Here is a 26,910-nt window from a genome sequence, read left to right as displayed (position 1 = left end):
ATCCGGAGGTGTTATGCAACGATGTATTCTCGCTATCCTTTCCCTCGCATTTTGCGCTGGCGCGCAGGCCGTCAGTGAAGATGTGCCACTTAATCTCGTGACCAGCCAGGGCGTTGGTCAATCCATCGGCAGTGTAAAAATCACCGAAACCGACCGCGGACTCGAATTTGCTCCTAATCTGCGGGCGTTACCGCCGGGCAAGCACGGCTTTCATATTCATGCTGAAGGCAGCTGCCAGCCGGCGATGAAAGAGGGCAAAGCCGTAGCCGCCGGAGCGGCGGGCGGACATTACGATCCGCAACATACCGGTAAACATGAAGGGCCGTTGGGCACCGGGCATCTTGGCGATCTACCGCTGCTGGTGGTCAACGACGCGGGTGTGGCTGACCAGCCGATTATCGCTCCGCGTCTGAAAACGCTGGCGGAAGTGAAAGGCAAAGCGCTGATGGTTCATGTCGGCGGCGATAATATGGCCGACAGTCCGCAGCCGCTGGGCGGCGGCGGCGAACGGTTTGCCTGCGGGGTGATTAAGTAATCTTTTCGCCAATCGTTCCGGCGACCGGAGCCTGTTCCAGCTGCGACAGCGCGCAATACAGTCGCCATATCGCGGCGGCCAGCTCCCGGGCCGCCGGCTGATGATGGTGGTTCAGAACTTCGCAGATCCGCAGCAGCTCCTGCAGCGTGGAGGCCAGCGGCCGCTGCTGCACGCCACGCTCGCTCATCACATCGCGCAGCAGGTTGATACACAGGTCGCGCACCTGGGCGAGAGGATCGGAGCGCGTTTCCCACTCGCGAAGCTGCCAGACCACGTGGGAGCAGTTCAGCAATACCACCCCCCAGCGCAGCAGCCAGCGGCGAGCCAGCGCATCCTGGCTCTGACTGAGCTGGCTGACATGGTGATATACCAGCGATTCAAATTTGTGCTCGCTGTGCTGGGGGTGGCGGCTGAGCTGATCGACAAAGTGACGCCGTAACGCTCTGATGTGGCGTCGACCTTTACGGGCGTCCGAGCCGGGACTGAGCACCGCAAAGGCCAGCCATGCAAAGCCCACGCCGACAATCTTACTTAAATTGTCATTAAAAAAGGCCGCATAGTCGTAAACCGGTGGGTTGGTGACGGAGATAAACGAGCCCATAAAGACGATAAGCTGCCCCCACAGGCCGGCAAATTTTGGCCACTGCAGCTTGAGTAACTGCATGGTGGTCAGCAACGGGAACAGAAACAGCAAGAACTGCCACAGGTCGGTTATCTGCACCATCAGGCCAAATTTCACCACAAAACTGAACAGCGACAGCAGCACCAGGGTCTGCATCAGCAGCGTCAACGAACGAAACGGCGAGGCGGAAACCGAATAGAGCACGCAGCAAATGGAGGCCAGGGTCAGGGCCGCCGCGCAGCTGGTCCACTGGGTACTGATCCCCCACGCGCCAATCGCCACCAGCGCGCAAAAGGTACGGATGCCGTTGAGCAATGCCTCTGCCTGGTCGGTGTGGCGGGCCAGCGCGGGCGCGGAAGGGACATTGAACTCGGCGATCGCCGAGGCATTTTCAACCCGGCGGATCCAGCGGCTGTTTTCCAGATAAATGCGGCAGAAATAGCGTAACCGCGCCCAAAAGGCGAGGTGGCGGTAATCCGCGTCCGGCGGCGGCGCCAGCGGCGCCAGAATGCGGGCGACGTGATAGCTGTCAGCACTGGAGGTGGCGAGCTCCGCGAGCAACGATTCCAGCACCTGGCGGGTATTGGCCGGGGCGTCAGGCCAGTTCAGCAGCATACGCCGCAGACTGGAAATGACGCTGGTCATGCGGAGCTGCTGGTGCAGCAGGTAGTTCAGCAGGGGATTTTGCCGACGGAAGCGGTAGTGGCTCCAGAAGGCCTGGATGCGCAGCAGGTTCATGGTCAGGATCTGGCCAATTACGCTTTCATGGGCGGTGCGGATGGCATCCGTCGTTTCCGGGACCCACAGCAGACTGGCGTGCTCCAGCAGGCGGGCGTGCATGGTTTTCAGGGCCGTCAGCAGATTGCTGCCATCGGAGGTGCTGGGCAGGATCATCATCATCAACCCGCCGCACAAGATCCCAACGATGACTTCGCACACGCGCGACTGGGCAATCACCCATAGCTCGTAGCTGTCGCTGATATTAATCACCGGAAAGGCGATGATGGCGCAGGTATAGCCCGCCAGCTGAAAGGCGTAGGCCACGTTATTGGTGAACAAGGCGCAGGCCCAGGTGCACAGCGCCAGCCAGCCGGAGATACTGAACAGGAACAGCCAGGGATCGTTGAGCGTATGGCCCGCCAGCAGCAGGGCGGCGCAGGCGCCGAGAAGGCTGCCGGCAATGCGGCCAAAACTTTTACTGATCACCCCGCCGACGGTGGGAAAGCTGACCACCGCCGCGGAGGTCATCGCCCAGTAGGGCTCATCCAGATCCAGTGCGTAGGCGATGCTTAACGCGAGACACATGGCGATGCCGTTGCGTAGCGCGTATCGCCACTGCGGTCGGGTGGCTTTAACCCAGGGCAGCGTGCGCCATGACAGGGTCTGCAGATTCATCACTGTCCGCCGATCGAGACGGTGCAGGTGGTACCGGAGACCAGAGTGACATCGGCCGGCAACGTCTCAAAGGCAATCCGCACCGGCACGCGCTGGGCGAGGCGGACCCAAGGGATATTCGGTTTGATATTGGCCACCAGCCCGGTTCCCTGTTCCACGCTCTGGTCGACAATCGCGCGACCGATGCTGGCGACATGCCCCTGCAGCGTCTGCTGATTGCTGTAGAGAATGATTTGCGCCGGATCGCCGATGCGAATATGGCGCAGTTTGGTCTCTTCAAAGTAGCCCAGCACGTAGAACGAATGGCTGTCCACCAGGGCAAAGACCGGATGGCCGGTGGTGGCGTAATCGCCGACCCGGGTGGAGAGGTTAGTCACCCAGCCGTCTACCGGCGCTTTGACGACCGTCTGGCTGAGCTGCCACTGCGCATGTTTCAGCGCCGCCTCGCTGACACCGACTCCCGCTCTGGCGGCCGCCAGGGTAGTGGTGGCGGTATTCAGGGCGGTATTGGCGTTTTCAAGGTCTTCAGCTGAGATGGCATTTTGCGACAGGTTTCTGCGACGGCGGGCTTCGCTGGCGGCTTTGCTTTGCTCCGCCTGCGCTTTCGCCACCTCAGCTTGCGCTTTCGCCAGCTGTGCCTGGGCGTTCAGCACCGCGATGCGGTAGGGGGTGTCGTCGATGGTAAACAATACCTCACCGGCCTTGACCTGCTGGTTATCGGCCACGTTCAGCTGCAATATACTGCCGGAAACCTGAGGGGTGATCCCGACCTGCTCGGCGCGCACTTTACCGTCGCGGGTCCAGGGGGACTGAGTGTAGAAATTCCATAACAACCACGCGGCAACCAGAGCGATGGCCGCCACCAACAGTGTTGAAAGATATTTTAATTTTTTCATAGCAGGAAGATCACCAGGCAATCAGTAACACCAGGGCCAGACAGACCGAGAGCGCGAACAGGGAGAGATCCATCAGCAGTGGATGCCAGATGTCGCCCGCATACATCCAGTCACGCAGCTGGCGATGTAAAAACAGCCAGATAAAGAAGCCCAGCAGGACGGCTTTGAACAACGGAGGGAAATAGACGGATGCGCCGAACACCAGGTCCTGCAGCGGCAATCCGGATGAATTAAGACTCAGTTTCACAAGCAAAAATCCTTTGCCATAACAGGGATAACCTCAGGACGTGCTACTCTTTAACAGTGTAAATCATTGTTTTGGTTTTTGTTGAATCAAGTAATTCATTTGTTTTGATTATTCAAATGCTGCACACTATTCTAAAATCAGTATAATAACTTAGCAAGCTAATTATAAGGAGATGAAATTGGAATCGCCACTTGGTTCTGATCTGGCACGTTTAGTTCGCGTCTGGCGCGCGCTAATCGACCATCGCCTGAAACCTCTGGAGTTAACGCAGACCCACTGGGTTACGCTGCATAACATCCACCAGCTGCCGCCTGAGCAGTCGCAGATCCAGCTGGCGAAAGCCATCGGTATTGAACAACCGTCCCTGGTGCGCACGCTCGATCAGCTGGAGGAGAAAGGGCTTATTTCTCGCCAGACCTGCGCAAGCGATCGGCGAGCCAAACGCATCAAGCTGACGGAAAAAGCCGAACCGCTGATCAACGAGATGGAAGAGGTGATAGGCAAAACCCGCGATGAAATCCTCGCAGGGGTCTCGAAGCAGGAAGTGGAAACGTTGCTTCACTTAATTCGTAAACTTGAACAAAATATCCTCGATCTCCAGGCAAAAGATTAATCGTTTTGCGGCCCGGTTTATCCCGGGCCTTTTTTTACCTGCCCTGGCGTCGCCAGATTACCACCCGGTTACGTCCGCTGTTTTTTGCTTCATACATGGCTTCGTCCGCGCGCTGGACGCACTCTTCGGCGGTCACACTGCCGTCATGGGTCGTATACACGCCCATACTGATGGTCATCCGCTCCGGCAGAGGGGTTTGCTCGGCGCTGACCGCCAGGCGGACGCGCTCAGCGATCGCCTGCGCCTCGTCCTCTGCGGTGTTGACCAGCAGCAGGGCAAACTCCTCACCGCCAATGCGGGCGGCCGCGTCATCCTTACGTGAATGGCTGTCCAGCACCGAGGCGGCAAACTGGATCACCTTGTCGCCGGCGATGTGGCCATAGTTATCGTTGATGCGTTTGAAATGGTCGAGGTCGCAGATGATCACCGACAGCGGATGCTGGGCCTTCACCTTTGCCAGCTGCTGGTTGAGGGTATCGTAGAAGAAGCTGCGGTTGTAAAGCCGGGTCAGCGGGTCGCGTATCGAATTCTGGTATGAGTTGACATACTTGTGGTTAGACTCGCGATAGAGGATAAAGACGTCTACCAGCAGCACCAGGATCAGGAACAGGGTGCACAGCGTTTCAAAAAAACGCGCCTGATACCAGGCCTGATCGAGCTCCCCAACGGCAGAGAGCAGCTGGAAAATGGTGAACAAATATGCGCTGCAAAAAAAAGCGCCGCTGTACCAGAAAATATTGCGCAGTTTGCTAAACCAAATTATTAAAATCAGCGCGATAAACCAGACTGCCATCAGCAGCCAGCCAATAATACTTCGCCACAGCGGCGTAAAAGTATGGCTCAGATCGTCAATAAACCTAATGCTCAACCATGGCGAGTGGCTGGAGAAGATCCATGACAAAAAAATTATCATTAACGTAAAAACAATACATGCCGCGAAAGTCATTACATGGGCTTTAAAGGAGTGCATGATCCGTCGGCGAAAGTAATACAAAATAATTGACGACGTGAATAAGACGGCCATCATTATATTGCGAAAGAAATAATATATCACAGCGTCATTTTGTTTCACCACCGGCGCGGGATTACAGCTGAGCCAGTCCGGATAGCTACTGAGGGTGCCCAGCATCAGTAACGCCGAACAGGCAAAACCGAAAGCGACAGGCGTCAGATACAGGCGACGCTTGCTGCTCCAGTATTTCATGCCCATAAAACAGGCAATAGTGATATGAAAAACCATCAGAAAACTGGTCAGCAGGGGAAATAGTATTGATGAGGTGCTGTTGAATCTGGTCTCAAAAGAGCTGGTTAATCCGGTAATGCCGACTCCGGCCAGCAAACAAATAAAAAAATAAATGATAAGACGTCTAACAACATGACTCACATGTTTGGTCATAGGCAATATTCCAGAATAATAAACAACAGCAACGAGGTTGGGTTGGCTTAATAATATTAACGGTTATAAGAGTAGTGGGGGCTGTGGGCAAAGATATTGCGCAGGCGCAATGATTGATGAAATATTAAAATTAATATGTGTTATCGCTAATACAAAACTTTTACGGCGAGATAAATGTGGGTGATAAGTACGATGCGGCGCAACTGGCCGCATCGTGACAGGTGTTAGCGAGGAGAGACGGTGACCTGGCTGCCGCTGCCGGCAATGGCTACGCGCTGTCCAACAGAGAACGGGGTGCTGCCCTGTTTCTGTACCACCATGATGGTGTTGCCATCATCTTTACGAATTTCCAGTTCCACGCCCTGGGTTTTATTCATGGCGCCCTGTACGCCCTGACCGGCTACGCCGCCCGCGACCGCGCCAGCCGCAGTGGCCAGAGAACGTCCGGTGCCGCCGCCGATGGTATTCCCGAGGAAGCCGCCCAGAATCGCGCCGCCAATCGCCCCGATGGCATTGCTGTCGTCGCCGCTCTGGATCTGTACGGCGCGGGTATGCACGATGGTACCGTATGTCACGCTCTGCACCTGTTTGGCTTCAGATGCGGAATAAACGTCGCCGGACAGGCCGCTGCTGCTCACACAGCCCGCGAGCGTAAAACCAATCATCGATACAGCCAAAACACGTAAAATCATTTATGAATCTCCTGTTCACCGAAGGTGTTCAATTGAACGTCCATGCGGTTAATTATATGGCATTTAGTCGTCGGCGGGCATAGCTTCCCCCCGGGATATACAAAAAATAATAATTAATGGTGCTTCAACCTAAACTAAACGCCGGTTCTTTACGATGTTCTCCGAAATGTCTCTCTATTGTTAAAAAGTATTATTACAACATAGCATTAGCAGACACTTTATGATGGAGTGAGACGCATACGAGGGTCATGGAATGAAGGAAAAACGTATGAGATCGGGTCGCTTTATTGGCGTTATGTCGGGTACCAGCCTTGATGGTATTGATGTCGTTTTAGCCGCTATCAACGAAAACATGGTGGCGCAGCAGGCCAGTCTCACCTGGCCCATCCCACACGCGATAAAAGAAGAGATCCTGGCGATTTGTCAGGGCCAGTCGCTGACCCTCTCGCAGCTGGGGCGTTTGGATACCCGCCTCGGAAGGCTGTTTGCCGAGGCCGTGCTGGCGCTGATGCGTCAGGAAAGTCTCAAACCCGCGGACGTCATCGCCATCGGCTGTCATGGGCAGACTGTATGGCACGAGCCGCAGGGCGATGCCCCGCACACGCTGCAAATTGGCGACAACAACCAGATTGCCGCCCATACCGGCGTCACTGTGGTGGGGGATTTCCGTCGGCGTGATATGGCGCTTGGCGGGCAGGGGGCGCCGCTGGTGCCGGCTTTTCATCATGCGCTGCTGGCGCACCCCGTTGAGCGGCGGATAGTGCTGAATATTGGCGGGATCGCTAATGTGTCGCTTCTGGTGCCGGGCCAGCCGGTGCGTGGCTATGATACCGGGCCGGGCAATATGTTGCTGGACGCCTGGATCTGGCGTAAGCAAGGTAAACCTTACGATAAAGACGCCCAATGGGCCAGTGAAGGCAAAGTGATCCTGCCGCTGCTGCAGGATATGCTGAGCGATCCGTGGTTTGCCTTGCCGGCGCCGAAAAGCACCGGTCGGGAATATTTCAATTACGGCTGGCTGGAGCAGCATCTGGCTCGTTACCCGGGGCTGTGCGGACAGGATGTGCAGGCAACCCTCGTGGAATTAACCGCCGTGACCATCAGTGAGCAGGTATTGTTAAGCGGTGGCTGCGAGCGTTTGTTAGTGTGCGGCGGCGGCGCGCGTAACCCATTGTTAATGGCGCGCCTGGCGGCCCTGCTGCCGGGAACCGAAGTCTCCACCACCGATGAAGCGGGGATCAGCGGCGATGATATGGAAGCGCTGGCCTTTGCCTGGCTGGCCTGGCGCACCATCGCTGGCCTGCCGGGGAATCTGCCCTCTGTGACTGGCGCCAGCGAAGCCACGGTGCTGGGCGCCATTTTCCCTGCTAACCCGCCGCAGAATCGGAGTTAACTGAAATCTTAAATACGACGCGACCGGTAAACTGGACATGTTAAGCGGAGGGCGGAGTGCCCTCCGTGACCGGGAAAGTCGAAGGCAAACGAATGAAAAAAATTCTTATCGCAGTTGTACCTTTTATGCTGGCGGGCTGTAGCTACTACAACCAGTTTGTCGAGCGGATGCAGACGGACACGCTGGAGTATCAATGCGACCAGAAACCGTTGACGGTCCATCGCAATAACTCACGCCAGCAGGTGAGTTTTATTTATGACAATCAGCAGCTGAATCTGTCAGAGGGGCTGTCGGCTTCCGGAGCGCGCTACACCGACGGCGTCTATGTCTTCTGGTCGAAAGGCGATACCGCCACCGTCTATAAGCGCGACCGCATCGTTCTCGATAACTGCCAGCTGCAGACCGCCAAACGTTGAGATTTCTGTCCGGGGGGCGCACAATAACGCCACCTTATGACTATATCCTCAATGGCCATGTCTGATAACGACGAACTCCAGCAAATCGCGCACTTGCGCCGTGAATACACCCGTGGCGGTTTGCGTCGCCACGATCTTCCAGCTGAACCTCTGCCGCTGTTTGAGCGCTGGCTGCGTCAGGCCTGCGACGCGAAACTCGCCGACCCGACGGCCATGGTGGTTGCCACCGTAGATGAACGCGGCCAACCTTATCAGCGTATTGTGCTGCTAAAGCATTACGACGAAAAAGGGCTGGTGTTTTATACCAACCTTGGCAGCCGCAAAGCCCATCAGATTGAAAATAACCCGCAGGTCAGTCTGCTGTTTCCGTGGCATATGCTGGAGCGCCAGGTGATGGTGATCGGCAAAGCGGAACGCCTGTCCACGCTGGAGGTGGTCAAATATTTCCACAGTCGCCCGCGCGACAGCCAGATCGGCGCCTGGGTCTCGAAGCAGTCGAGTCGGATCTCTGCTCGGGGTATCCTGGAGAGCAAATTCCTCGAGCTGAAGCAGAAATTCCAGCAGGGTGAAGTACCGCTGCCGAGTTTCTGGGGCGGATTCCGCGTCAGCATTGAGCAGATGGAGTTCTGGCAGGGGGGCGAACATCGCCTGCACGATCGCTTTTTATACCAGCGCGATAACGGCGCCTGGAAAATAGACCGCCTGGCACCGTAATTGCCGAAATTAGTTATCGAAGCGCTGGCGCTGAAAGGGCCGGCGCTTTATTCTATGTACTTTTCGCATCTGGCGAAAAGTCGTGTACCGGCAGAGGTGCAGTCGTTTATACATGGAGAATTTGATGGCAAGCAGTAACTTGATTAAACAATTGCAAGAGCGGGGGCTGGTAGCCCAGGTGACGGACGAGGAAGCGTTAGCAGAGCGACTGGCGCAAGGCCCGATCGCGCTCTATTGCGGCTTCGATCCTACCGCTGACAGCTTGCATTTGGGGCATCTTGTTCCATTGTTATGCCTGAAACGCTTCCAGCAGGCAGGTCATAAACCTGTGGCGCTGGTGGGCGGCGCTACCGGTCTGATTGGCGACCCAAGCTTTAAAGCCGCTGAGCGTAAGCTGAATACCGAGGATACCGTGCAGGAGTGGGTGGATAAAATCCGCAAACAGGTAGCCCCGTTCCTTGATTTTGACTGCGGCGACAACTCGGCGATCGCGGCGAACAACTATGACTGGTTTGGCAGCATGAACGTGCTGACCTTCCTGCGCGATATCGGTAAACACTTCTCTGTTAACCAGATGATCAATAAAGAAGCGGTGAAGCAACGCCTGAATCGTGACGATCAGGGCATCTCCTTTACCGAGTTCTCCTACAATCTGCTGCAGGGTTACGACTTCGCCTGTCTGAACAAACTGCACGGCGTGGCGCTGCAGATTGGCGGCTCCGACCAGTGGGGCAACATTACCTCCGGTATCGATCTGACCCGTCGTCTGCACCAGAACCAGGTGTTTGGCCTCACCGTGCCGCTGATTACCAAAGCGGACGGCACCAAGTTCGGTAAAACCGAGGGCGGCGCCGTGTGGCTGGATCCGAAAAAGACCAGTCCGTATAAATTCTATCAGTTCTGGATCAACACCGCGGATGCTGACGTCTATCGCTTCCTCAAGTTCTTCACCTTCATGGACATTGCAGAGATCAATGCCCTGGAAGAAGAAGATAAAAACAGCGGTAAAGCGCCGCGCGCCCAGTACGTGCTGGCAGAGCAGGTGACGCGTCTGGTGCATGGCGAAGAGGGTCTGGAAGCGGCGAAACGCATTACCGAGAGCCTGTTCAACGGCAACCTGAGCGACCTCAGCGAAGCTGACTTCGAACAGCTGGCTCAGGACGGCGTGCCGATGATCGAGATGGAAAAAGGCGCCGATCTGCTGCAGGCGCTGGTGGATTCCGAGCTGCAGCCGTCCCGCGGCCAGGCGCGTAAAACCGTCGCCTCTAACGCGGTGACCATCAACGGTGAAAAACAGGCCGATCCGGAATATGTTTTTGCTGACAGCGATCGCCTGTTTGGTCGCTACACCTTGCTGCGCCGCGGTAAGAAGAATTACTGCCTGGTCTGCTGGAAATAAAAAAATACTACCAGGGCGTGGGAAACCACGCCCTTTTTCTTTTTAGGGTTGTGGTAAGAAAATGAAGAACATCCTCGCCATTCAGTCTCACGTGGTGTTTGGCCACGCCGGCAACAGTGCCGCCGAGTTCCCGATGCGCCGCCTGGGTGCCAATGTCTGGCCCCTCAATACCGTACAGTTCTCTAACCATACGCAGTACGGCAAATGGACCGGCTGTGTGATGCCGCCTTCGCACCTGACGGAGATCGTCCAGGGCATCGCCGACATCGACAAGCTGCAGACCTGCGATGCGGTACTGAGCGGCTATCTCGGTTCTGCTGAACAGGGCGAGCATATCCTGGGCATCGTGCGTCAGGTAAAAGCGGCCAATCCGGCGGCGAAGTATTTTTGTGACCCGGTGATGGGCCATCCGGAGAAGGGCTGCATCGTCGCCCCGGGCGTGGCGGAATTCCACGTGCGCTACGCGCTGCCGGCCAGCGATATCATTGCGCCTAATCTGGTGGAGCTGGAGATCCTCTGCGGTCATCCGGTCGCCAGCGTGAGCGAGGCGGTGGCCGCCGCGCGGGAGCTGATTGTCCAGGGGCCGGAGGTGGTGCTGGTTAAGCATCTTTCCCGCGCCGGCATGAGCATGGACCGCTTTGAGATGCTGCTGGTGACCGCAGAGGAAGCCTGGCATATCAGCCGGCCGCTGGTGGATTTTGGCCTGCGTCAGCCGGTGGGCGTTGGTGATGTGACCAGCGGTCTGCTGTTGGTGAAACTGCTGCAGGGCGCCAGCCTGCGCGACGCGCTTGAGCACGTCACCGCCGCGGTGTACGAGATCATGTTGACCACCAAAAACATGCAGGAGTATGAACTGCAGGTGGTGGCGGCGCAGGATCGTATTGCCGTGCCGGAGCACTGCTTCAGCGCTACCCGGCTGTAACTTTCTGACTCTGCCCGGCAGACCGCCGGGCAGAGTCTGGTCTTACTTTAAGCCTTCCGCCGCCAGTGCGTCAGCCACTGCCGGACGCGCCGCCACCTGCGCCATCCAGCTGCCGATATGACCGCAGGCGGCCATATCCAGTTTAATCGCATAGCCCCAGCGCAGCACCGTGAACAGATAACCATCGGCGATGGTGAAGCGATGGCCGGTCAGCCACTGTTTATCCGCCAGCGAGGCATCCACGTACTGCAGTTTTTTCTCGAGCAACGCGCGGGCAACGGGCTTATAGTCTTCCGGGGTGTCCGGGCGGAAGAGCGGCGTAAAGCCTTTATGCAGTTCGGTAGCCACGTAGTTCAGCCATTCCAGGGTCTGGTAACGGGCAACGGAGCCCACGGGCGCCAGCAGATGGCGGTCCGGCACCTGATCGGCGATGTACTGCATAATAGCCACGCCCTCGGTGAGCAGGATGTCATCATCCAGCAGCAGCGCCGGCACCTGACCTTTCGGGTTGATCAGCAGATAATCTTCCCCGTTTTCCAGCTGTTTCCTTGCCAGATCCACGCTCTGCAAAGTGAAATCCAGGCCGCTTTCGCGCAGGGCGATGTGTGAGGCGAGGGAACAGGCGCCGGGTTTGTAGAACAGTTTCATGCGTTACTCCTCGTGGCTGCAGTTTTCTGTATGTTAGTCCCGCCAGGGGTAAAAAAAAAGCCGCTAACATAACGTTAGCGGCTTAAAAATAATTGGTTTTCCCTGCGGCGTCAGGCTGCCGCGGTTTCGCGTGCTTTTACGTCCGCGCTGTCGTCCTGAGTCATTCGGTTCAGCTTCGGCGCGGTCAGCAGCATCAGAGCGGCGATGACCGCGGTGACGATACCGATCTGCAGGAACACGTGGCCGTACACTTCCAGCGACACCAGCGGATCGGTGACGTTTTCCGGTACCGCCATCAGGTTGGCGATTTTCCCGGCGATGATTGCCGCACCGGCGGTGGTGAGGAACCAGCTGCCCATAATGAAGCCCATCAGACGCTGAGGAACCAGCTGAGCGACCATCGCCAGGCCGAGGCCGGAAATCATCAGCTCACCGATAGACTGCAGCGCATAGCTCAGGATCAGCCAGTTAACCGAGACGATACCAGCGTCGCTGGCGAACTTCGCCCCTAAAGGCAGGACGAGGAACGCGCCGGAGCACAGCACCATACCGATAGCGAACTTGTGCGGCATCGGCAGGCGATCGCCCATCTTGTTATAGATGGCGGCCAGAATAGGGCTACCAATCATGATCCAGAACGGGTTCAGCGCCTGATACTGTTCCGGCTCGAAGGCGATGCCGAGGATCGAGTGCTCCACGTTGCGGATAGCGAAGAAGTTCAGAGAGGTCGGCATCTGGCTGTACAGTACGAAGAAGACGATCGCTTCTACCATCAGCAGGAAGGCGACGATCATTTTCCGACGCGCGGCACCTTTCAGGCCCATCGCTTCTTTGGCGAAAATCACCACGATACCCAGCGCGATGACGCCCAGCGCCATGCGTGCGATACCCTGGTTGTGCAGCAGCCAGGTCGCGATAGCGACCAGCACCACCACGCCAGCGATGGTCGCCAGCAGTTTACCCATATGCACCGGGGCAAAGTCCGGTTTCGAACCGTACTGTTTCACCCATTTCTGGCAGAAGGCGAAGTTGATGATGGTGATCACCATCCCCACCACGCTCAGGGCGAAGGCGACGCTCCAGCCGAAACGCGCGGCCAGCCACGGAGTTGCCAGCATCGAGAAGAACGAACCGATGTTGATGGACATGTAGTACATGGTAAATGCACCGTCCAGACGCGGGTCGTTTTTGTCATAGCAGGTAGAGAGCAGGGAAGACGGGTTGGCTTTAAACAGGCCGTTACCGACGGCGATAGTCGCCATACCCATATAGACGATAGCGGCGTCATGGCCGGACCAGGCGACCAGCGCATAGCCGATGGCCAACACGATAGCGCCCAGCATAATGACGCGTTTAGTACCCAGCACTTTATCGCCCAGCCAGCCGCCAATGGCGACCAGGCCATAAACCAGCGCGCTAAAGGAGGAGAACAGAGTAATGGAATCCGCTTCCGACATACCCAGCTGTTTTACCAGGTAAACGGCCATGATCCCTTGCAGGCCGTAGTAACCAAAACGCTCCCACAACTCGATCGAGAAAATGAGATAGAACGCGCGTGGTTGTTTGAAAGCGTTCAGACTCACGCTTTCTGCTGGTTTATTGTTTGCAGTAGACACATATACCTCTTTTTTTACATCCCATATTTACTGGGGGGTGTTCGGGGCGCAATCTCGTTGGACCGCCGCCTTTATAGTTATTCTTGGAGGGAAAACGGCAGGTAATGTTCACTATCCTGGCGCATCAGGCAAGGCTTTTGTAATAATCTGTTACACATAATCAGGGTGGCATAATGCTCCGGACATATGAATGTTATCTAGAGTTAAATTTCACCGTTACGTTATCGTTGATATTTTTATCTTTTTGATTGCCCACTTTTCGTCAAAATGGCGATATATTCTGCTGATCGCGCAGTGAGGTAGTGATATGGTCCATTATCCTAAAAATTCATGGGCTATTATCCTGGCAATCTTTGCTCAGCCGTTGTATTACCTGACTTTAATTTCCATTTTCATAACATTCGTTCAACATTGAGTTGCGAGCATGATCTGGATCACAAATGTATAGAAATTTTGCGTTGATAAAAAATGAATGAGCTAGTTGTTTGTTATATAACCGGATAATTGCCCAGCAAAATGCGGTTTATGCGGTGTTAACGGCGGGTTAAATAGCTAAATGCGGACCATAACCCAGAGTGAGGCTATGGTCGTGAGAAAGGCGCTCAGGCGTAGACTTTGTCTTTGAATTCGCAAAGGTCTTCAATCAGGCAAGAGCCGCAGCGCGGCTTGCGAGCGATACAGGTGTAACGGCCGTGCAGAATAAGCCAGTGATGGCAGTCGACCTTAAACTCGGCGGGAACGACCTTCAGAAGCTTCTCTTCAACCTGTTCGACGTTTTTCCCGGGAGCGAATTGCGTCCGGTTGCAAACACGGAAGATATGGGTATCCACGGCGATCGTCGGCCAGCCAAAGGCGGTATTCAGCACCACGTTGGCGGTTTTGCGGCCCACGCCGGGCAATGCCTCCAGCGCCGCTCTGTCCTCTGGTACCTCGCCGTTGTGCTGCTCCAGCAGGATACGGCAGGTTTTGATGACGTTTTCCGCTTTGCTGTTAAACAGGCCGATGGTCTTGATATAGGATTTCACGCCCTCCACCCCCAGCGCCAGCATCGCCGCGGGCGTGTTGGCCACCGGGTAGAGTTTGGCTGTCGCTTTATTGACGCTCACGTCGGTTGCCTGCGCCGAGAGCAGGACGGCAATCAGCAGCTCAAACGGCGAGCTGAAGTGCAGCTCGGTGGTGGGGTGGGGATCATTGTCCCGCAGCCTGGTCAGGATCGCCAGGCGTTTGGCTTTGTTCATGTTACGCTTTCCCTGTCGCGTCAGACGGGGCGACAGCGTCGGCCCGGGCCGCCTGCGCCTTCCGCTGCTTGCTACGTTCATCGATAAGGTATTTTACCGCCAGCATCATGCCGAGGCCAATAAAGGCGCCTGGCGGCAGCATAGCCAGCAGGAAAGGGGTGTCCGTATGGAAAACCTCGATGCGCAGCACCTTTGCCCAGCTGCCAAGCAGGCTGTCGGCGCCGTCAAACAGCGTGCCATTGCCGAGGATTTCGCGCAGGGAGCCCAGCACGAACATCGCGCAGGTGGCCCCCATACCGATAGAGAAACCGTCCAGCGCCGACAGCGCCGGCCCTTTTTTGGCGGCAAAGGCTTCGGCACGGCCTACCACGATGCAGTTGGTGACGATAAGCGGGATAAATATCCCCAGAGACTGATACAGACCGAACGCATAAGCGTTGATCAGCATCTGCACCACGCTCACTACCGAGGCGATGATCATCACGTAAATCGGGATGCGGATCTCCGCCGGGGTCCAGCGGCGCAGGCTGGAGATGGTCAGGTTGGTCAGGGTCAGCACCAGGGTGGTCGCCAGACCCAGCCCAAGGGCGTTGGTGGCCGTCGAGGTGACTGCCAGCAGGGGACACATCCCTAACAGCTGAACCAGAGCGGAGTTGTTTTTCCACAGACCCTGGACGATGACGTCTTTAACTTCGCTCATGGTTACTCTCCACAGGCGCTGAATTCAGGAAGTTGCGCAGGCAGCGTTTGTGCATACAGGCCTGCGCGCTTAACGGCATTGACCACCGCCCGGGGGGTGATGGTGGCGCCGGTGAACTGGTCAAAATCGCCGCCGTCTTTTTTGACCGCCCAATGGCTGTCGCCCTGACCGTGGATGACTTTCCCGGCAAAATGGGTGATCCAGTCCGACAGGCGAAGCTCGATTTTATCCCCCAGACCCGGGGTCTCATGATGCTCGGTCACGCGGGTGCCGAGGACCGTGCCGCTAAAATCGGCGGCCACCAGCAGCTGGATCGCTCCGGAATAGCCGTCCGGCGCGGTGGCTTCCATGACCGCGCCAATCGGCTGGTCGTTATTTTTGGCGATCCACACTTTATGCTGGCCTTTGCCCAGCGCCGGGGCGCTGACCAGATAGCAGCTCTTGAGCAGATCGTTATTATAGCGGTCGGCAGGTAAAACCTGGTCGAATAACGCTTTCTGCTGCAGGGCCGCCTGCTGGTCGATGGTGCTTTTGGTCAGCTCATTGATCGCCGCCGTTAGCCCGGTGGAGCCGGCGGCAAAAAGCGCCAACGTGACGCCGTGTTTTCGCATCGTTTTTAACATCATCGTTCTCTCAACGGTGGCCATACACGCGCGGGCGCGTGTAGTAATCGATCAGCGGCACGGTAATATTCGCCAGCAGAACGGCAAACGCCACACCGTCCGGGTAACCGCCGAAGCTGCGAATAAGCCACACCAGCAGGCCGGCGAGGGCGCCGAAGATCAGACGTCCGCGGTTGGTTGTCGAGGCCGTCACCGGGTCGGTCAGAATAAAGAAGGCGCCAAGCATGGTGGCCCCGGAGAATAAATGCATCTGCGGCGAGGCCAGACTCTGCGGCGAGAAGATCCAGCCGAGGGTTGCGCACAGGCCAAGGCTGACGAGGAAGCTGACCGGTATATGCCAGCGGATCGCCTTCTGCCACAGCAGGAACAGACCGCCCGCCAGCCAGGCGATATTCACCCACTGCCAGCCCAGCCCCGCCAGAACGCCGCCGTAAACCGGCAACTGCAGTACCTGCTGGACGCTATGCCCGGAATGCAGGGAGGTTTTAAAAGTATCCAGCGGGGTGGCCTGACTGATGCCGTCGATACCCAGCCGCAGGGTGGCCATGTCGTCTCCGACGGCGGTATGACCGGTGAAGATCATCTGCAGCGTATCGCTGAACGTCGGGATATGGGCGGCAATCTCGTAAGAAGGCAGCCAGGAGGTCATCTGCACTGGGAACGAAATCAGCAGCACGACATAGCCGATCATCGCCGGGTTGAAAGGGTTATGGCCGAGTCCACCGTACAACTGCTTGGCGATCACTACGGCAAAGGCGGTGCCGAGCACCACCATCCACCAGGGGGCCAGCGGCGGAATACTCACCGCCAGCAGCAGGCCGGTGAGCAGGGCGGAGTTATCCCTCAGGGTGGCCGCAACAGGCTGTTTGCGCAGTTTGAGAATAGCGGCTTCCGTTGCCCAGGCCGTCAGGGCGGCGAGGACAATCTGCAGGAGGGTGCCCCAGCCGAAAAACCACGTCTGGATCACAATACCAGGCACGGCGGCGAGCAGCACCAGCAGCATAATGCGCGAGGTCTGCCGCTGGTTATGGGTATAGGGGGAGCTTGCGATTCTGAAAACCATTTATTCCTCGTTAACTGCCTGCTGTGTTGCTTTGCGCGCCTGAACGCGAGCGATCGCCGCGGCGACGGCCGCTTTGCGTGGGTCGTCATTGGCTGCGGTTGACGCAATATCCGCCTGGGCAGCCTGCTGTTCGGCTTTGCGCGCTTTGGCGCGAGCGATAGCGGCCTCCACCGCGGCCTTGCGCGGGTCGACCGGCTCGGCTGGCGGGGCTTCCGCCGGCGCGGCCTGCTGTTCAGCTTTGCGCGCTTTGGCGCGGGCGATAGCGGCTTCCAACGCCGCCTTGCGCGGGTCGACCGGCTCGGCTTGCGGGGCTTCCGCCTGGGCAGCCTGCTGTTCGGCTTTGCGCGCTTTGGCGCGGGCGATGGCGGCTTCCACCGCCGCCTTGCGGGGGGCGACCGCCTCGGCTGGCGGGGTTTCCGCCGGCGCGGCCTGCTGTTCGGCTTTGCGCGCTTTGGCGCGGGCGATAGCGGCTTCCACCGCCGCCTTGCGCGGGTCGACCGGCTCGGCCGCCGGGGTTTCCGCCGGCGCGGCCTGCTGTTCGGCTTTGCGCGCTTTGGCGCGGGCGATGGCGGCTTCCACCGCCGCCTTGCGGGGATCGGCTGCGTCGGTCGACGGAGTTTCCACCGGCGCGGACTGCTGCTGTGCTTTACGCGCCCGGGCTTCGGCCTTCCGCGCTTCGCGGGCGGCAATCGCCTCGCTGTTGTCCGGTTTGGCGCCGGCCTGAATCACGATAGGCTGCGCGGCGTCGCGCTGTTTATCACGTACCCGGGCCAGGGCGGCGTTAATCGCATCCTGATCTTTGGCGGCTGGCTGGACGGCGGCTTTTTTATGCCGCTCGGCGCGGGCCGCTTTCTCACGCTCCAGGCGCGCCTGTCGGGCCTCGAATCGCGCCTTGGCTTCCGCAGCGCGCTGCTCTTCCAGACGAATCGCCGCGATCTCGGCTTTCTCCTGGCGGAAGTACTGCACCAGCGGAATATTGCTTGGGCATACCCACGCGCACGCGCCGCATTCGATGCAGTCCGCCAGATTGTGAGCGGTGGCTTTATCGTGCTGCTGGCCTTTACTGAACCAGTACAGCTGCTGTGGCAGCAGATCGGCCGGGCAGGCGTCGGCGCAGGCGCTACAGCGAATGCAGCCTTTTTCTTCCTGCGGCTCGCCCATTTCGCTGGCGGAGGGCGCTAACAGACAGTTGGTGATCTTCACTACCGGGACGTCGAGCCCCGGCAGAGTAAAGCCCATCAGCGGGCCGCCCATGATCACCATCGGCTCAGCGCTGGCGCAGAATCCGGCGTCGTTCAACAGATGGCGCACCGGCGTGCCAAGGCGCGCCCAGACATTGCCCGGCCGGGTTACCGCCTCGCCGGTGAGGGTGACCACGCGCTCGGTTAACGGTTCGCCGTCAATTACCGCGCGTTTCACCGCGTAGGCTGTACCGACGTTCTGCATTAGCACGCCAATGTCCGAAGAACGACCGCCGTGCGGCACCTGTTTGCCGGTGAGAATCTGGGTGAGCTGCTTGGCGCCACCGGAGGGGTATTTGGTGGGGATCACGCGCAGCGAAATGCCATGGGCGTCGCAGAGTACAGCCCGCAGCATGGAGATGGCCTGCGGCTTATTGTCTTCAATGCCTATCAGCACCTCGTCAGGCTGCAGAATGTGGGCGAGGATGCGGATCCCTTCGACAATCTGCGCCGCGCAGTCCTGCATCAGGCGGTCGTCCGCCGTGATATAGGGTTCGCACTCGGCGGCGTTAATGATCAGCGTTTTAATTTTATCGCCGCCGCCGCGCAGTTTACTGCCGGTGGGGAAGCCGGCGCCGCCGAGGCCGGCAACGCCAAACTGGTGGATGCGCTCAATCAGCGCTTCACGTGTGCGGGTCTGGTAGTCGCTCCAGCCGTCGCGTTCGATCCAGCGGTCTTCGCCGTCGGCGTCAATGATCACGCTCATCTCCGCCAGCGCGGATGGATGGGCGGTGGTGTGCGGGGCGATAGCGGCAACGGTGCCGGAGGTGGGGGCGTGAACCGGCAGCATTCTTCCCCAACCGCGGGTTAGCGGCTGGCCGCGCAGCACCCGGTCGCCTACTTTGACGCACAGTTCGCCTTCGGCGCCGATGTGCTGCTTCAGCGGGATCACAAAGCGCTGCGGCAGGGAAACCTGGCGCAGCGGGGTGCCGTTTGACTGGGTTTTCATCTCCGGCGGGTGAATACCGCCGTTAAAATCCCAGACTTTGTCTTTTCGGAAAGCGGAAAATAGCTTAAACATGTTGTTCCACAGGAATATTTCGCACCGGGATCGTGTGCAGATCCCATTTCCAGGTCTCCGGGGTGGTCGCCACCGGAACGAGTGAAATGCACTGGGTCGGGCAGGGGGCAACGCATAGGTTGCAGCCGGTGCACAGGTCGCTCATCACGGTATGCATGGCGCGGGTCGCCCCGACAATGGCATCCACGGGACACGCCTGAATACATTTGGTGCAGCCGATGCAGTTCGGTTCGTCAATTACGGCGAGCATGCGGGCCGGCTCGGCTGCCTGCTCGTCGCCGTCGACAGGCTGCGGGTCGACGTTGAGCAAGGCGGCGATTTTTAACATCACCGCTTCGCCACCCGGCGCGCAGCGATTAATTTTCTCACCCTGCACCCCCACCGCTTCCGCATAGGGGCGGCAACCAGGGTAGCCGCACTGCCCACATTGGCTCTGCGGTAACAGTTCATCAATTTTTTCCACCACCGGGTCGTCCTGCACCGCGAAACGGCGCGACGCATACCCCAGTATTAAGCCGAAAATCAGCCCCAACAGGCTGATGGCGATCACGGCTATCCAGACTGCGCTCATTACAACTTCACCAAACCACTAAAGCCCATAAAGGCCAGAGACATTAAACCGGCGGTAATCAGCGCGATGGCATTACCGCGGAACGGCGCGGGGACATCGGCCACCACCAGACGCTCGCGGATCGCCGCGAACAGCACCATCACCAGCGAGAAGCCGACGGCGGCGGCAAAGCCGTACAGCGCCGACTGCAGGAAATTGTGGCCCAGGTTGATGTTCAGCAGCGCCACCCCGAGCACCGCGCAGTTGGTGGTGATAAGGGGCAAAAAGATGCCCAGCAGGCGATAGAGCGCCGGGCTGGTTTTACGCACAACCATCTCAGTGAACTGAACCACCACGGCGATAACCAGAATAAAGGCCAGGGTACGTAAATAAACCAGATTTAGCGGGATAAGGATCCAGGTATCAATCAGCCAGGCGCAAATAGAGGCCAGGGTCATCACGAAGGTGGTGGCGAGCCCCATCCCCATTGCGGTTTCCAGCTTTTTGGAAACCCCCATAAACGGACACAGGCCAAGGAACTTCACCAAAACGAAGTTATTGACAAGGACAGTACCGATAAAGAGCAGTAAATAATCAGCCATCATGCGACCTGAAACGAAAAAAAGCCGCTTATTATCGAATAAAACGATACCGGCGACAACAGGTTAAGTGTGGGGTTATTACGGATTAACAAAGGTCCGTTTTACCCGCTGTGAACGGCGAAAATAGGGCGCCAGCAGCGCGGCGGCCAGCAGCGGAAACAGTAGCTGACGCAGTGCAAGGACATCCGAAACGGGGGAGAAGGCAAACGCCTTTATCGCCAGCAGCAGCGTAATGAGCAGCCAGATAATATAGTGTTTCGGCACCAGCGAGCGCCGCTTGAAAAAGGCGATGGTCAGCCAGAGCGTATAAAACCACATGGCGAGGGCAAACAGCAACGAGGCGACCCACAGCGCCATGTGTCCGGTGCTCATGGCGCGCAGCAGGGCCCAGGTTTGCGGCGACATGAGGGCATTGGCAAAAAACAGCAGCGATAACGAGGCGCTCAGCAGCGCCACCAGCAACCAGGCCAGCGGTGCCAGCAGCCATCCGCCGATGCGTTCCGCAGATTGAGACGTCATGGTTCTCCCCTATTTAACGCCAGTATATAAAAGCAGGCCGGGAAGTATAAGCAACTGGCGTGAAGGATGACAGTCTTACTGCACGAATCGCCAAACGGATTTAGGCACCTGGCCCACATCGAACAATTTACCGCCGGAAACCAGCTCTGCCCGGCGGTGATCGGCGGCGCGATACATATTAACGATCTCTTCGGTGTCAGTCAGGGAGTAGTTAAGGTGATCAAATAGTTTTTCAAGACTTTCCAGCGAACTGATTTTGCGGAATTTTAATAAATAGTCCAGAACGGTCATTTTCGTATCCATTTTATAATCGGAATAATTACGTTGAATATTATCAGCATTCACTAAACCTACTCTCAACCAACGGCGCCTTCTGCCGGGGCCGCGTGGAATGTTTCAGGTTATATAAACCCATGACAAGGGGCAAAGCCAGCCTTGAAGAGCAGGGAGATGTTTAAGAATATTCTAAATCAGACCGGGCGCCGAATGGCGCCCGCAGGAGAAGATTAACGCTGTTCGCCGCGACTGGCAATAACAGATTTGTACCAATAAAAACTCTTCTTTCGTTTCCGTGCCAGATTTTGCTGGTGGTCCACATAGACAAAGCCATATTGCTTTTGATATCCGTTGAGCCAGCTAAGCAGATCGATAAACGACCAGGGATAATAGCCGCGAACGTCAGCTCCCTGCGCCAGCGCCTTTTCCAGAGCGCCAATATGGCTGCTCAGGTAGTCGATTCGCGGATCGTCGACCACCTCACCGGCAATAATCGGGTCTTTCGCTCCCAGGCCATTCTCGGTGATATAGATCGGGATATCGCCATAGCGCGCCTTGATCATCATAATGCCGTCGGTTAGCCCCTGCGGCCAGATCTCCCAGCCCCATTCGGTATAAGTGCTCTGCGGATTACGCACGAAATAGAATAACCCCTCCACGCCAGGCTCGCCGCCGGTGGGGATTTCGGGCGGCTGGGCGGATACCGTTTCCCGACGATAGTAATTCAGACCGATAAAGTCACAGCGGTTGTCTCGCAGCAGCGCGTCGTCGCCTGGAGCAAAGCGCGGTACTCCCCACAGGGCTTGAGTCTGCGCCAGCAGGGCAGCAGGATAGGTGCCTTTTAGCACCGGATCGTACAGCCAGTGGGTATGGATGGCGTCAGCCAGGTCGGTAGCCTGCCTGTCCGCCTCGCTGTCGGTGAGCGGGGTATGCGGCTGCAGCACATTGACGAAACCAATCTCGCCCGCCACGGCCATCTCGCGAAACGCCTTCACCGCCAGCGCATGGGCGATAAACACGTGATGACAGGCCTGGATGGCGCGCGCCGGATCGCGAACGGCCGGCGGATGCAGGCCGTTAATGTAGCCGTGGCCGATAAAGACGATGGTCTCGTTAAAGGTAGCCCACAGCTTCACCCGCGAACCAAAGCGGGCGTAGCAGAGGCGGGCGTACTCGGCGAAGGCTTCGGCGGTGCTGCGTGCTTCCCAGCCGCCCTCATCCTGCAGGGCCTGCGGCAGGTCCCAGTGATAGAGGGTAATCATCGGCTCAATATTATGCGCCAGCAGTTCATCGATCAGATCGCTATAAAACTGCACGCCTGCTTCATTAACCTCGCCGCGCCCGGTGGGCAGCAGGCGCGGCCAGGAGATGGAAAAGCGATAGCTCTGCAGGCCCATCTCGGCCATCAACGCCACGTCTTCGCGAAAACGGTGATAGTGATCGACGGCGATATCGCCGGTGGTCCCTTCAAAGGTGGTTCCCGGCAGGTGAGAGTAGATATCCCAGATTGACGGTCCTTTACCGTCAGCGTCGTGCCCACCTTCAACCTGATACGCTGCGGTAGCGGCACCCCATAGAAAATGTTGCGGAAAAGCGGCCATGAAAAAACTCCCAGTCTGATGATAGAGGGAGTGTAATCAAAGCAAGGATAACTGTGCAACCGGTTTCTGAAACCGGTTGCACGGTTGCGAAGCGGGTCACTGTTTCACGGCGGCGCTACTTTGTCTGCACCACATCCGCTGGCGGTGGCGACTGGTAGTTATCAATATGGTGCGCGATAACCAAAAGCAGTGCGGAAATCCCAAAAACAATCCAGCCAATAAGTTCTACAATACGAGTAAAAACAGTCGTCATAACACTTCAATATCCTTTGAACACAGTGGGAAATGTTACTCTATGGTCAGCAGATCACAAGGGGTATCTGTCTGATTTTGCACGCATGCGTTAAAACCTTAAGTGAAAAAATGATAAGTTTTATTCACGTTTTGTAAGAATATTCTCATTAGTCAGATATTGACATCAGCTGAATAAGAGAGGCGGTTAAATGAGTGATGCGATCCGGGTGGGGCTGGTGGGCTATGGCTATGCCAGCAAAACGTTTCACGCGCCATTAATCAGCGGCACGCCGGGCCTGGCGCTGACGACGGTCTCCAGCAGCGGCGCGGCCAAAGTTCATGCCGACTGGCCTGGCGCGAAGGTGGTCAATGCGGCGGGTGAATTGCTGAACGACCCGGAGATCGATCTGGTGGTCATCGCCACGCCGAACGACACCCACTTCCCACTGGCGAAAGCGGCGCTGGAGGCCGGTAAGCACGTGGTGGTGGATAAACCCTTTACCGTGACACTGTCACAGGCTCGTGAGCTGGAGAGCCTGGCGAAGCACTGTGGCCGGGTGCTGTCGGTATTTCACAATCGGCGCTGGGACAGTGATTTCTTAACGGTCAGAACGTTAATCGACGAAGGCCTGCTGGGAGAGGTGTGTTACTTCGAATCCCATTTCGACCGCTTCCGCCCGCAGGTACGCCAGCGCTGGCGGGAACAGGCGGGCCCCGGGAGTGGAATTTGGTATGATCTCGGACCGCATCTGCTCGACCAGGCGGTGGTGCTGTTTGGTCTGCCGGTGAGCATCACGGTGGATCTCGCTCAACTTCGGCCCGGCGCGCAATCCACCGACTATTTTCACGCGGTGCTGGCCTATCCACAGCGGCGGGTGGTGCTGCACGGCACATTGCTCGCCGCCGCGGAGAGCGCGCGCTTTATCGTCCACGGCTCGCGGGCCAGCTTTATCAAGTACGGTCTCGACCCGCAGGAGGAGCGGCTGAAAAATGGCGAGCGTTTGCCGCAGGAGGACTGGGGGTATGATATGCGTGACGGTACCCTGACCCGCGCCGAAGGCGACGAACGTAGCGAGGAGACATGGCTGACGCTACCGGGCAATTATCCCGCTTACTATGCCGCTATCCGCGATGCGCTCAATGGGGTGGGAGAAAACCCGGTTCCGGCCAGCGAGGCGATTCAAATCATGACCCTGCTTGAGCTCGGTATCGAGTCGGCCCGGCATCGCGCCACGCTCAGCCTTGTGTAAGAGATAGCCCGGCAGCGCGGCTGCCGGGCCGGCTATCAGCCTTTAGCCACCCGCTGAATGAGCGCGGCTTTTTCCTGTTCGCTCAGAAACGCCTGGGTCAGACCATTGATCTGGGCCTGGCGGATCTGCTCCCGGCTCAGGCCCGCCGCCGGCGCCGCCACGGTGTATTCGTGGATAATATCGACCCCCTGGACCGCCGGATCGTCAGTGTTGAGGCTCGCCAGCACGCCGTGCTCAAGGAACTGCTTCAGCGGATGCTGGGCCAGAGAGGGTACGGTGCTGGTTTGCACGTTCGAGGTGAGACAGGATTCAATCCCGATGCGGTGCTCGGCCAGATAGTCCATCAGGGCGGGATCCTGTACCGCTTTTACCCCGTGGCCGATACGCTCGGCGCCCAGCTCACGAATGGCCTGCCAGATACTTTCCGGGCCGGCCGCTTCGCCAGCGTGAACGGTGATATGCCACCCGGCATCGCGGGCCTGGTTAAAATGACTGAGGAACAGCGCCCCCGGGAAGCCCAGCTCATCGCCAGCGAGGTCGAGGGCGGTGATGCCATCGCGGTGGGCGAGCAGCGCCGCCAGCTCTTCCTGACAGGCCGCTTCGCCAAAGGTGCGGCTCAAAATGCCGATCAGGCGGGCGTCGACCTGAAAATCGCGGCACCCCTCACGTACCCCGGCGATCACTGCCTCTACCACGCCGTCAACCGGCAACTGGTGGGTCATCGCCATATAGCGTGGGGAGAAGCGCAGCTCCACGTAGTGCAGGCCATTGCGCGCCGCGTCTTCGACGTTCTCATACGCCACGCGACGGCAGGCTTCCAGCGAGGCCAGGACTTTCACCCCCCAGTCGAGCTTGGCGAGAAAACTGACCAGATCGGGCTCCAGGCTGGTGACCTGGACGTGGGGACGCAGCGTGTCAAGGGTGGTAGCGGGAAGGGTGATATTAAACTCGCGGCCAAGATCGAGGATGGTTTGGGCCCGGATGTTACCGTCAAGGTGGCGGTGAATGTCGGTTAATGGCAATGAGGAATCAATCATGGTCGCACTCTTTTTTTAGTTAAAGTGCACGTCATTATACAACATGAGCATAACTGTTTAAAAGCATTGAAAAAATCTATGCGATACAAACAGCTGGGGGCAATCAGGTCATTTTTACGCGCTTTTTGACTGGCCCCTTCAAAACAGGGGCCGAATGTCATGATCGACGCGATCCTGACCAGACAAGAAAAGCACACGCGCTGACCGCGGCACCCGCAAGGCATACCGCCTGCCATCCCCAGTGGGAATAAAGCTGTGTGGCAACGATAGCCCCTGCCGCGCTACCCAGCGAATAAAAACACATGTAAGCCCCAACCAGGCGGCTTGCCGCTGCAGGCCTGGCGGCAATAATCAGGCTCTGGTTAGAGACATGTACGGCCTGTACCGCAAAGTCCAGCGCAATGACGCCAACTAACAGCCAGAGCAAAGAGGTTTCAACATAGGCGATAGGCAGCCATGAGAGAGCCAGCAGCGCCAGCGCCAAGCCGGTAGTACGCTGAGCCCATCCCTGGTCAGCCCACTTTCCCGCTCTTGAGGCGGCCAGCACGCCAGCGAGGCCGGCTAAGCCAAACATCCCCGCCTGGGTGTGCGAGAGGGAAAGGGCGGTAAGCGGCATGACCATAGTTGTCCATAGCATGCTGAAGGCGGCGAAGATAAGAAGCGCCAGGATGCCGCGCTTTCTCAGTTGCGGTTCAGTGATATATAGCTGAAACACTGACTTCAATAAGGAAAGGTAGGTGGACTTTTGTGGCTGCGATTGCTTTGAGGGCGAAGGCATGACCTTCCAGACGACACCGGCCATCAACAGCATCATACAGGCAGCCGTGAGATAAACGGCTCGCCAGCCGGCAATATCGGCTATCGCGCCTGAGATAAACCGAGACAACAGGATGCCTGAAACAATTCCGCTGGTCAGGGTACCCACCGCCTGGCCTCGTTTCTGCGGTGTCGCCAGTATTGCCACCCACGCCACCATCAACTGCACCACAACGGCCATCAGGCCAACGATCAGCATGGCGCCAAGCAGAGTGGCTATATTGGGGGATAACCCTGCTACAACTAACGCCGCCGCTGAAAGCAACAGCTGAGTCATCGCCACGTATTTACGGTTCAGCCAGTCCCCGAGCGGAACCAGGAACAGTAAGCCAATGGCATAGCCCAACTGCGTAGCGGTGATGACGCCGCCAATCATGCCTGGCGCCACCTTGAGGCTGACCGCCATCGAGTCGAGTAAAGGTTGAGCTGAATAAACGTTGGCTACCGCCAGCGCGCAGGTCAGTGAAAACAACGTCGTTATCCCTGCGGTGAGCATCGCGTCAGGGGCTGACGCGGTTTGAATTCCGTGGCCGGTACACCTGCTTGTCTTATCTTTCATAAGAGACCTTCTATCTGGTTGCTTTTTAAAACTCGTTTACCTATAGAAATAGCCATAGTGGTTTTTTTTTGCAACT

The 26,910-nt window shown here is 57.6% G+C and carries 28 protein-coding genes; 8 read left to right on the top strand and 20 right to left on the bottom strand.

Features of this window, described 5'->3' with window-relative positions; translation table 11 throughout:
* The first annotated feature begins 13 nt into the window (after positions 1 to 13).
* Entirely contained in the window at positions 14 to 535 is a 522-nt protein-coding gene (gene sodC, locus MKS11_RS06240; protein ID WP_017901092.1) for a superoxide dismutase [Cu-Zn] SodC, read from the top strand.
* On the opposite strand, the gene MKS11_RS06235 is transcribed toward sodC, so the two are convergent.
* The 3 genes from MKS11_RS06235 to MKS11_RS06225 are packed head-to-tail and all read right to left on the bottom strand — an operon-like array spanning position 528 to position 3,695.
* The gene (locus MKS11_RS06235; protein ID WP_284109447.1) at positions 528 to 2,552 is read right to left on the bottom strand and encodes an FUSC family protein; all 2,025 of its coding nucleotides are present in this window, start codon (positions 2,550 to 2,552) and stop codon (positions 528 to 530) included. The two genes, sodC and MKS11_RS06235, sit on opposite strands and share 8 nt — an antisense overlap.
* Positions 2,552 to 3,448, bottom strand: a complete 897-nt coding sequence (locus tag MKS11_RS06230) for an HlyD family secretion protein (protein ID WP_048294971.1) — start codon at positions 3,446 to 3,448, stop codon at positions 2,552 to 2,554. Before MKS11_RS06230 ends, MKS11_RS06235 begins: the two co-directional genes overlap by 1 nt.
* Positions 3,449 to 3,458: 10 nt before the next feature.
* The gene (locus MKS11_RS06225) at positions 3,459 to 3,695 is read right to left on the bottom strand and encodes a DUF1656 domain-containing protein (RefSeq protein WP_004202868.1); all 237 of its coding nucleotides are present in this window, start codon (positions 3,693 to 3,695) and stop codon (positions 3,459 to 3,461) included.
* Positions 3,696 to 3,867: 172 nt separating this feature from the next.
* Here MKS11_RS06225 and slyA point away from each other — a divergent pair, with 172 nt between their 5' ends.
* The gene (gene slyA / locus MKS11_RS06220; protein WP_017901090.1) at positions 3,868 to 4,308 is read left to right on the top strand and encodes a transcriptional regulator SlyA; all 441 of its coding nucleotides are present in this window, start codon (positions 3,868 to 3,870) and stop codon (positions 4,306 to 4,308) included.
* Positions 4,309 to 4,342: 34 nt separating this feature from the next.
* On the opposite strand, the gene MKS11_RS06215 is transcribed toward slyA, so the two are convergent.
* Entirely contained in the window at positions 4,343 to 5,704 is a 1,362-nt protein-coding gene (locus MKS11_RS06215) for a GGDEF domain-containing protein (protein WP_087771046.1), read from the bottom strand.
* A 224-nt stretch (positions 5,705 to 5,928) separates the two neighbouring features.
* Complete coding sequence (gene slyB, locus MKS11_RS06210; protein ID WP_284109446.1) at positions 5,929 to 6,396, bottom strand: outer membrane lipoprotein SlyB; 468 nt, start codon at positions 6,394 to 6,396, stop codon at positions 5,929 to 5,931.
* 268 nt (positions 6,397 to 6,664) lie between these two features.
* Here slyB and anmK point away from each other — a divergent pair, with 268 nt between their 5' ends.
* The 5 genes from anmK to pdxY all read left to right on the top strand — a co-directional run bounded on the left by anmK (position 6,665) and on the right by pdxY (position 11,240).
* Positions 6,665 to 7,789 carry an anhydro-N-acetylmuramic acid kinase gene (gene anmK, locus MKS11_RS06205; protein WP_284109445.1) on the top strand — a complete coding sequence of 375 codons (1,125 nt, stop codon included), beginning with the start codon at positions 6,665 to 6,667 and terminating at the stop codon, positions 7,787 to 7,789.
* Between the two features lie 92 nt (positions 7,790 to 7,881).
* Positions 7,882 to 8,205: a C-type lysozyme inhibitor gene (mliC, locus tag MKS11_RS06200; RefSeq protein ID WP_004202862.1), complete on the top strand. Its 324-nt coding sequence runs from the start codon at positions 7,882 to 7,884 to the stop codon at positions 8,203 to 8,205.
* Positions 8,206 to 8,262: 57 nt separating this feature from the next.
* Positions 8,263 to 8,919 (top strand): pyridoxamine 5'-phosphate oxidase, encoded by a 657-nt coding sequence (gene pdxH / locus MKS11_RS06195; RefSeq protein ID WP_025710831.1) that lies wholly within the window; start codon positions 8,263 to 8,265, stop codon positions 8,917 to 8,919.
* Between the two features lie 124 nt (positions 8,920 to 9,043).
* Positions 9,044 to 10,318: a tyrosine--tRNA ligase gene (gene tyrS / locus MKS11_RS06190; protein WP_004175868.1), complete on the top strand. Its 1,275-nt coding sequence runs from the start codon at positions 9,044 to 9,046 to the stop codon at positions 10,316 to 10,318.
* 61 nt (positions 10,319 to 10,379) lie between these two features.
* Positions 10,380 to 11,240: a pyridoxal kinase PdxY gene (pdxY, locus tag MKS11_RS06185; RefSeq protein ID WP_048294968.1), complete on the top strand. Its 861-nt coding sequence runs from the start codon at positions 10,380 to 10,382 to the stop codon at positions 11,238 to 11,240.
* A gap of 42 nt (positions 11,241 to 11,282) precedes the next feature.
* Here pdxY and gstA read toward each other — a convergent pair whose 3' ends face one another.
* The 13 genes from gstA to blr form a co-directional block, all read right to left on the bottom strand.
* Positions 11,283 to 11,888: a glutathione transferase GstA gene (gene gstA / locus MKS11_RS06180; protein WP_004202856.1), complete on the bottom strand. Its 606-nt coding sequence runs from the start codon at positions 11,886 to 11,888 to the stop codon at positions 11,283 to 11,285.
* Between the two features lie 110 nt (positions 11,889 to 11,998).
* A complete protein-coding gene (dtpA, locus tag MKS11_RS06175) occupies positions 11,999 to 13,504 on the bottom strand; it encodes a dipeptide/tripeptide permease DtpA (protein WP_004202855.1) in 1,506 nt (501 codons plus the stop codon).
* 602 nt (positions 13,505 to 14,106) lie between these two features.
* Positions 14,107 to 14,742, bottom strand: a complete 636-nt coding sequence (gene nth, locus MKS11_RS06170; protein WP_023289926.1) for an endonuclease III — start codon at positions 14,740 to 14,742, stop codon at positions 14,107 to 14,109.
* 1 nt (position 14,743) lies between these two features.
* Complete coding sequence (locus MKS11_RS06165) at positions 14,744 to 15,442, bottom strand: electron transport complex subunit E (protein WP_017900824.1); 699 nt, start codon at positions 15,440 to 15,442, stop codon at positions 14,744 to 14,746.
* 2 nt (positions 15,443 to 15,444) lie between these two features.
* Positions 15,445 to 16,065 (bottom strand): electron transport complex subunit RsxG, encoded by a 621-nt coding sequence (gene rsxG / locus MKS11_RS06160; protein WP_004202852.1) that lies wholly within the window; start codon positions 16,063 to 16,065, stop codon positions 15,445 to 15,447.
* 10 nt (positions 16,066 to 16,075) lie between these two features.
* Positions 16,076 to 17,128, bottom strand: a complete 1,053-nt coding sequence (rsxD, locus tag MKS11_RS06155) for an electron transport complex subunit RsxD (RefSeq protein ID WP_087771043.1) — start codon at positions 17,126 to 17,128, stop codon at positions 16,076 to 16,078.
* Positions 17,129 to 19,390: an electron transport complex subunit RsxC gene (gene rsxC, locus MKS11_RS06150; protein ID WP_087771042.1), complete on the bottom strand. Its 2,262-nt coding sequence runs from the start codon at positions 19,388 to 19,390 to the stop codon at positions 17,129 to 17,131. It abuts the gene before it with no gap.
* Entirely contained in the window at positions 19,383 to 19,961 is a 579-nt protein-coding gene (rsxB, locus tag MKS11_RS06145) for an electron transport complex subunit RsxB (protein ID WP_004202846.1), read from the bottom strand. Before rsxB ends, rsxC begins: the two co-directional genes overlap by 8 nt.
* A complete protein-coding gene (gene rsxA, locus MKS11_RS06140) occupies positions 19,961 to 20,542 on the bottom strand; it encodes an electron transport complex subunit RsxA (RefSeq protein WP_002907658.1) in 582 nt (193 codons plus the stop codon). The genes rsxB and rsxA overlap by 1 nt, the downstream gene beginning before the upstream one ends.
* 78 nt (positions 20,543 to 20,620) lie before the next feature.
* A complete protein-coding gene (locus tag MKS11_RS06135) occupies positions 20,621 to 21,061 on the bottom strand; it encodes a DUF2569 domain-containing protein (protein ID WP_004202845.1) in 441 nt (146 codons plus the stop codon).
* Positions 21,062 to 21,136: 75 nt separating this feature from the next.
* A complete protein-coding gene (ydgT, locus tag MKS11_RS06130; RefSeq protein WP_004202843.1) occupies positions 21,137 to 21,352 on the bottom strand; it encodes a transcription modulator YdgT in 216 nt (71 codons plus the stop codon).
* Between the two features lie 215 nt (positions 21,353 to 21,567).
* Positions 21,568 to 22,938: a GH1 family beta-glucosidase gene (locus tag MKS11_RS06125; RefSeq protein WP_017900465.1), complete on the bottom strand. Its 1,371-nt coding sequence runs from the start codon at positions 22,936 to 22,938 to the stop codon at positions 21,568 to 21,570.
* 115 nt (positions 22,939 to 23,053) lie between these two features.
* Positions 23,054 to 23,191, bottom strand: a complete 138-nt coding sequence (gene blr, locus MKS11_RS06120; protein ID WP_012541534.1) for a division septum protein Blr — start codon at positions 23,189 to 23,191, stop codon at positions 23,054 to 23,056.
* 190 nt (positions 23,192 to 23,381) lie between these two features.
* On the opposite strand from blr, the gene MKS11_RS06115 reads away from it, so the two are divergent.
* Entirely contained in the window at positions 23,382 to 24,422 is a 1,041-nt protein-coding gene (locus tag MKS11_RS06115; protein ID WP_284109444.1) for an oxidoreductase, read from the top strand.
* Between the two features lie 35 nt (positions 24,423 to 24,457).
* Here MKS11_RS06115 and add read toward each other — a convergent pair whose 3' ends face one another.
* A complete protein-coding gene (gene add / locus MKS11_RS06110) occupies positions 24,458 to 25,459 on the bottom strand; it encodes an adenosine deaminase (protein WP_004202835.1) in 1,002 nt (333 codons plus the stop codon).
* A 157-nt stretch (positions 25,460 to 25,616) separates the two neighbouring features.
* Positions 25,617 to 26,771, bottom strand: coding sequence for an MFS transporter (locus tag MKS11_RS06105; RefSeq protein ID WP_065697000.1), 1,155 nt, complete (start codon positions 26,769 to 26,771; stop codon positions 25,617 to 25,619).
* Positions 26,772 to 26,910 lie beyond the last annotated feature (139 nt).

This window comes from Klebsiella sp. K5-45 (genome assembly GCF_030128605.1).
Lineage (GTDB): Bacteria > Pseudomonadota > Gammaproteobacteria > Enterobacterales > Enterobacteriaceae > Klebsiella > Klebsiella quasipneumoniae.
Note: the sequence above shows the minus strand (reverse complement) of the source record. Positions and strands in the feature narration are given on the sequence as shown.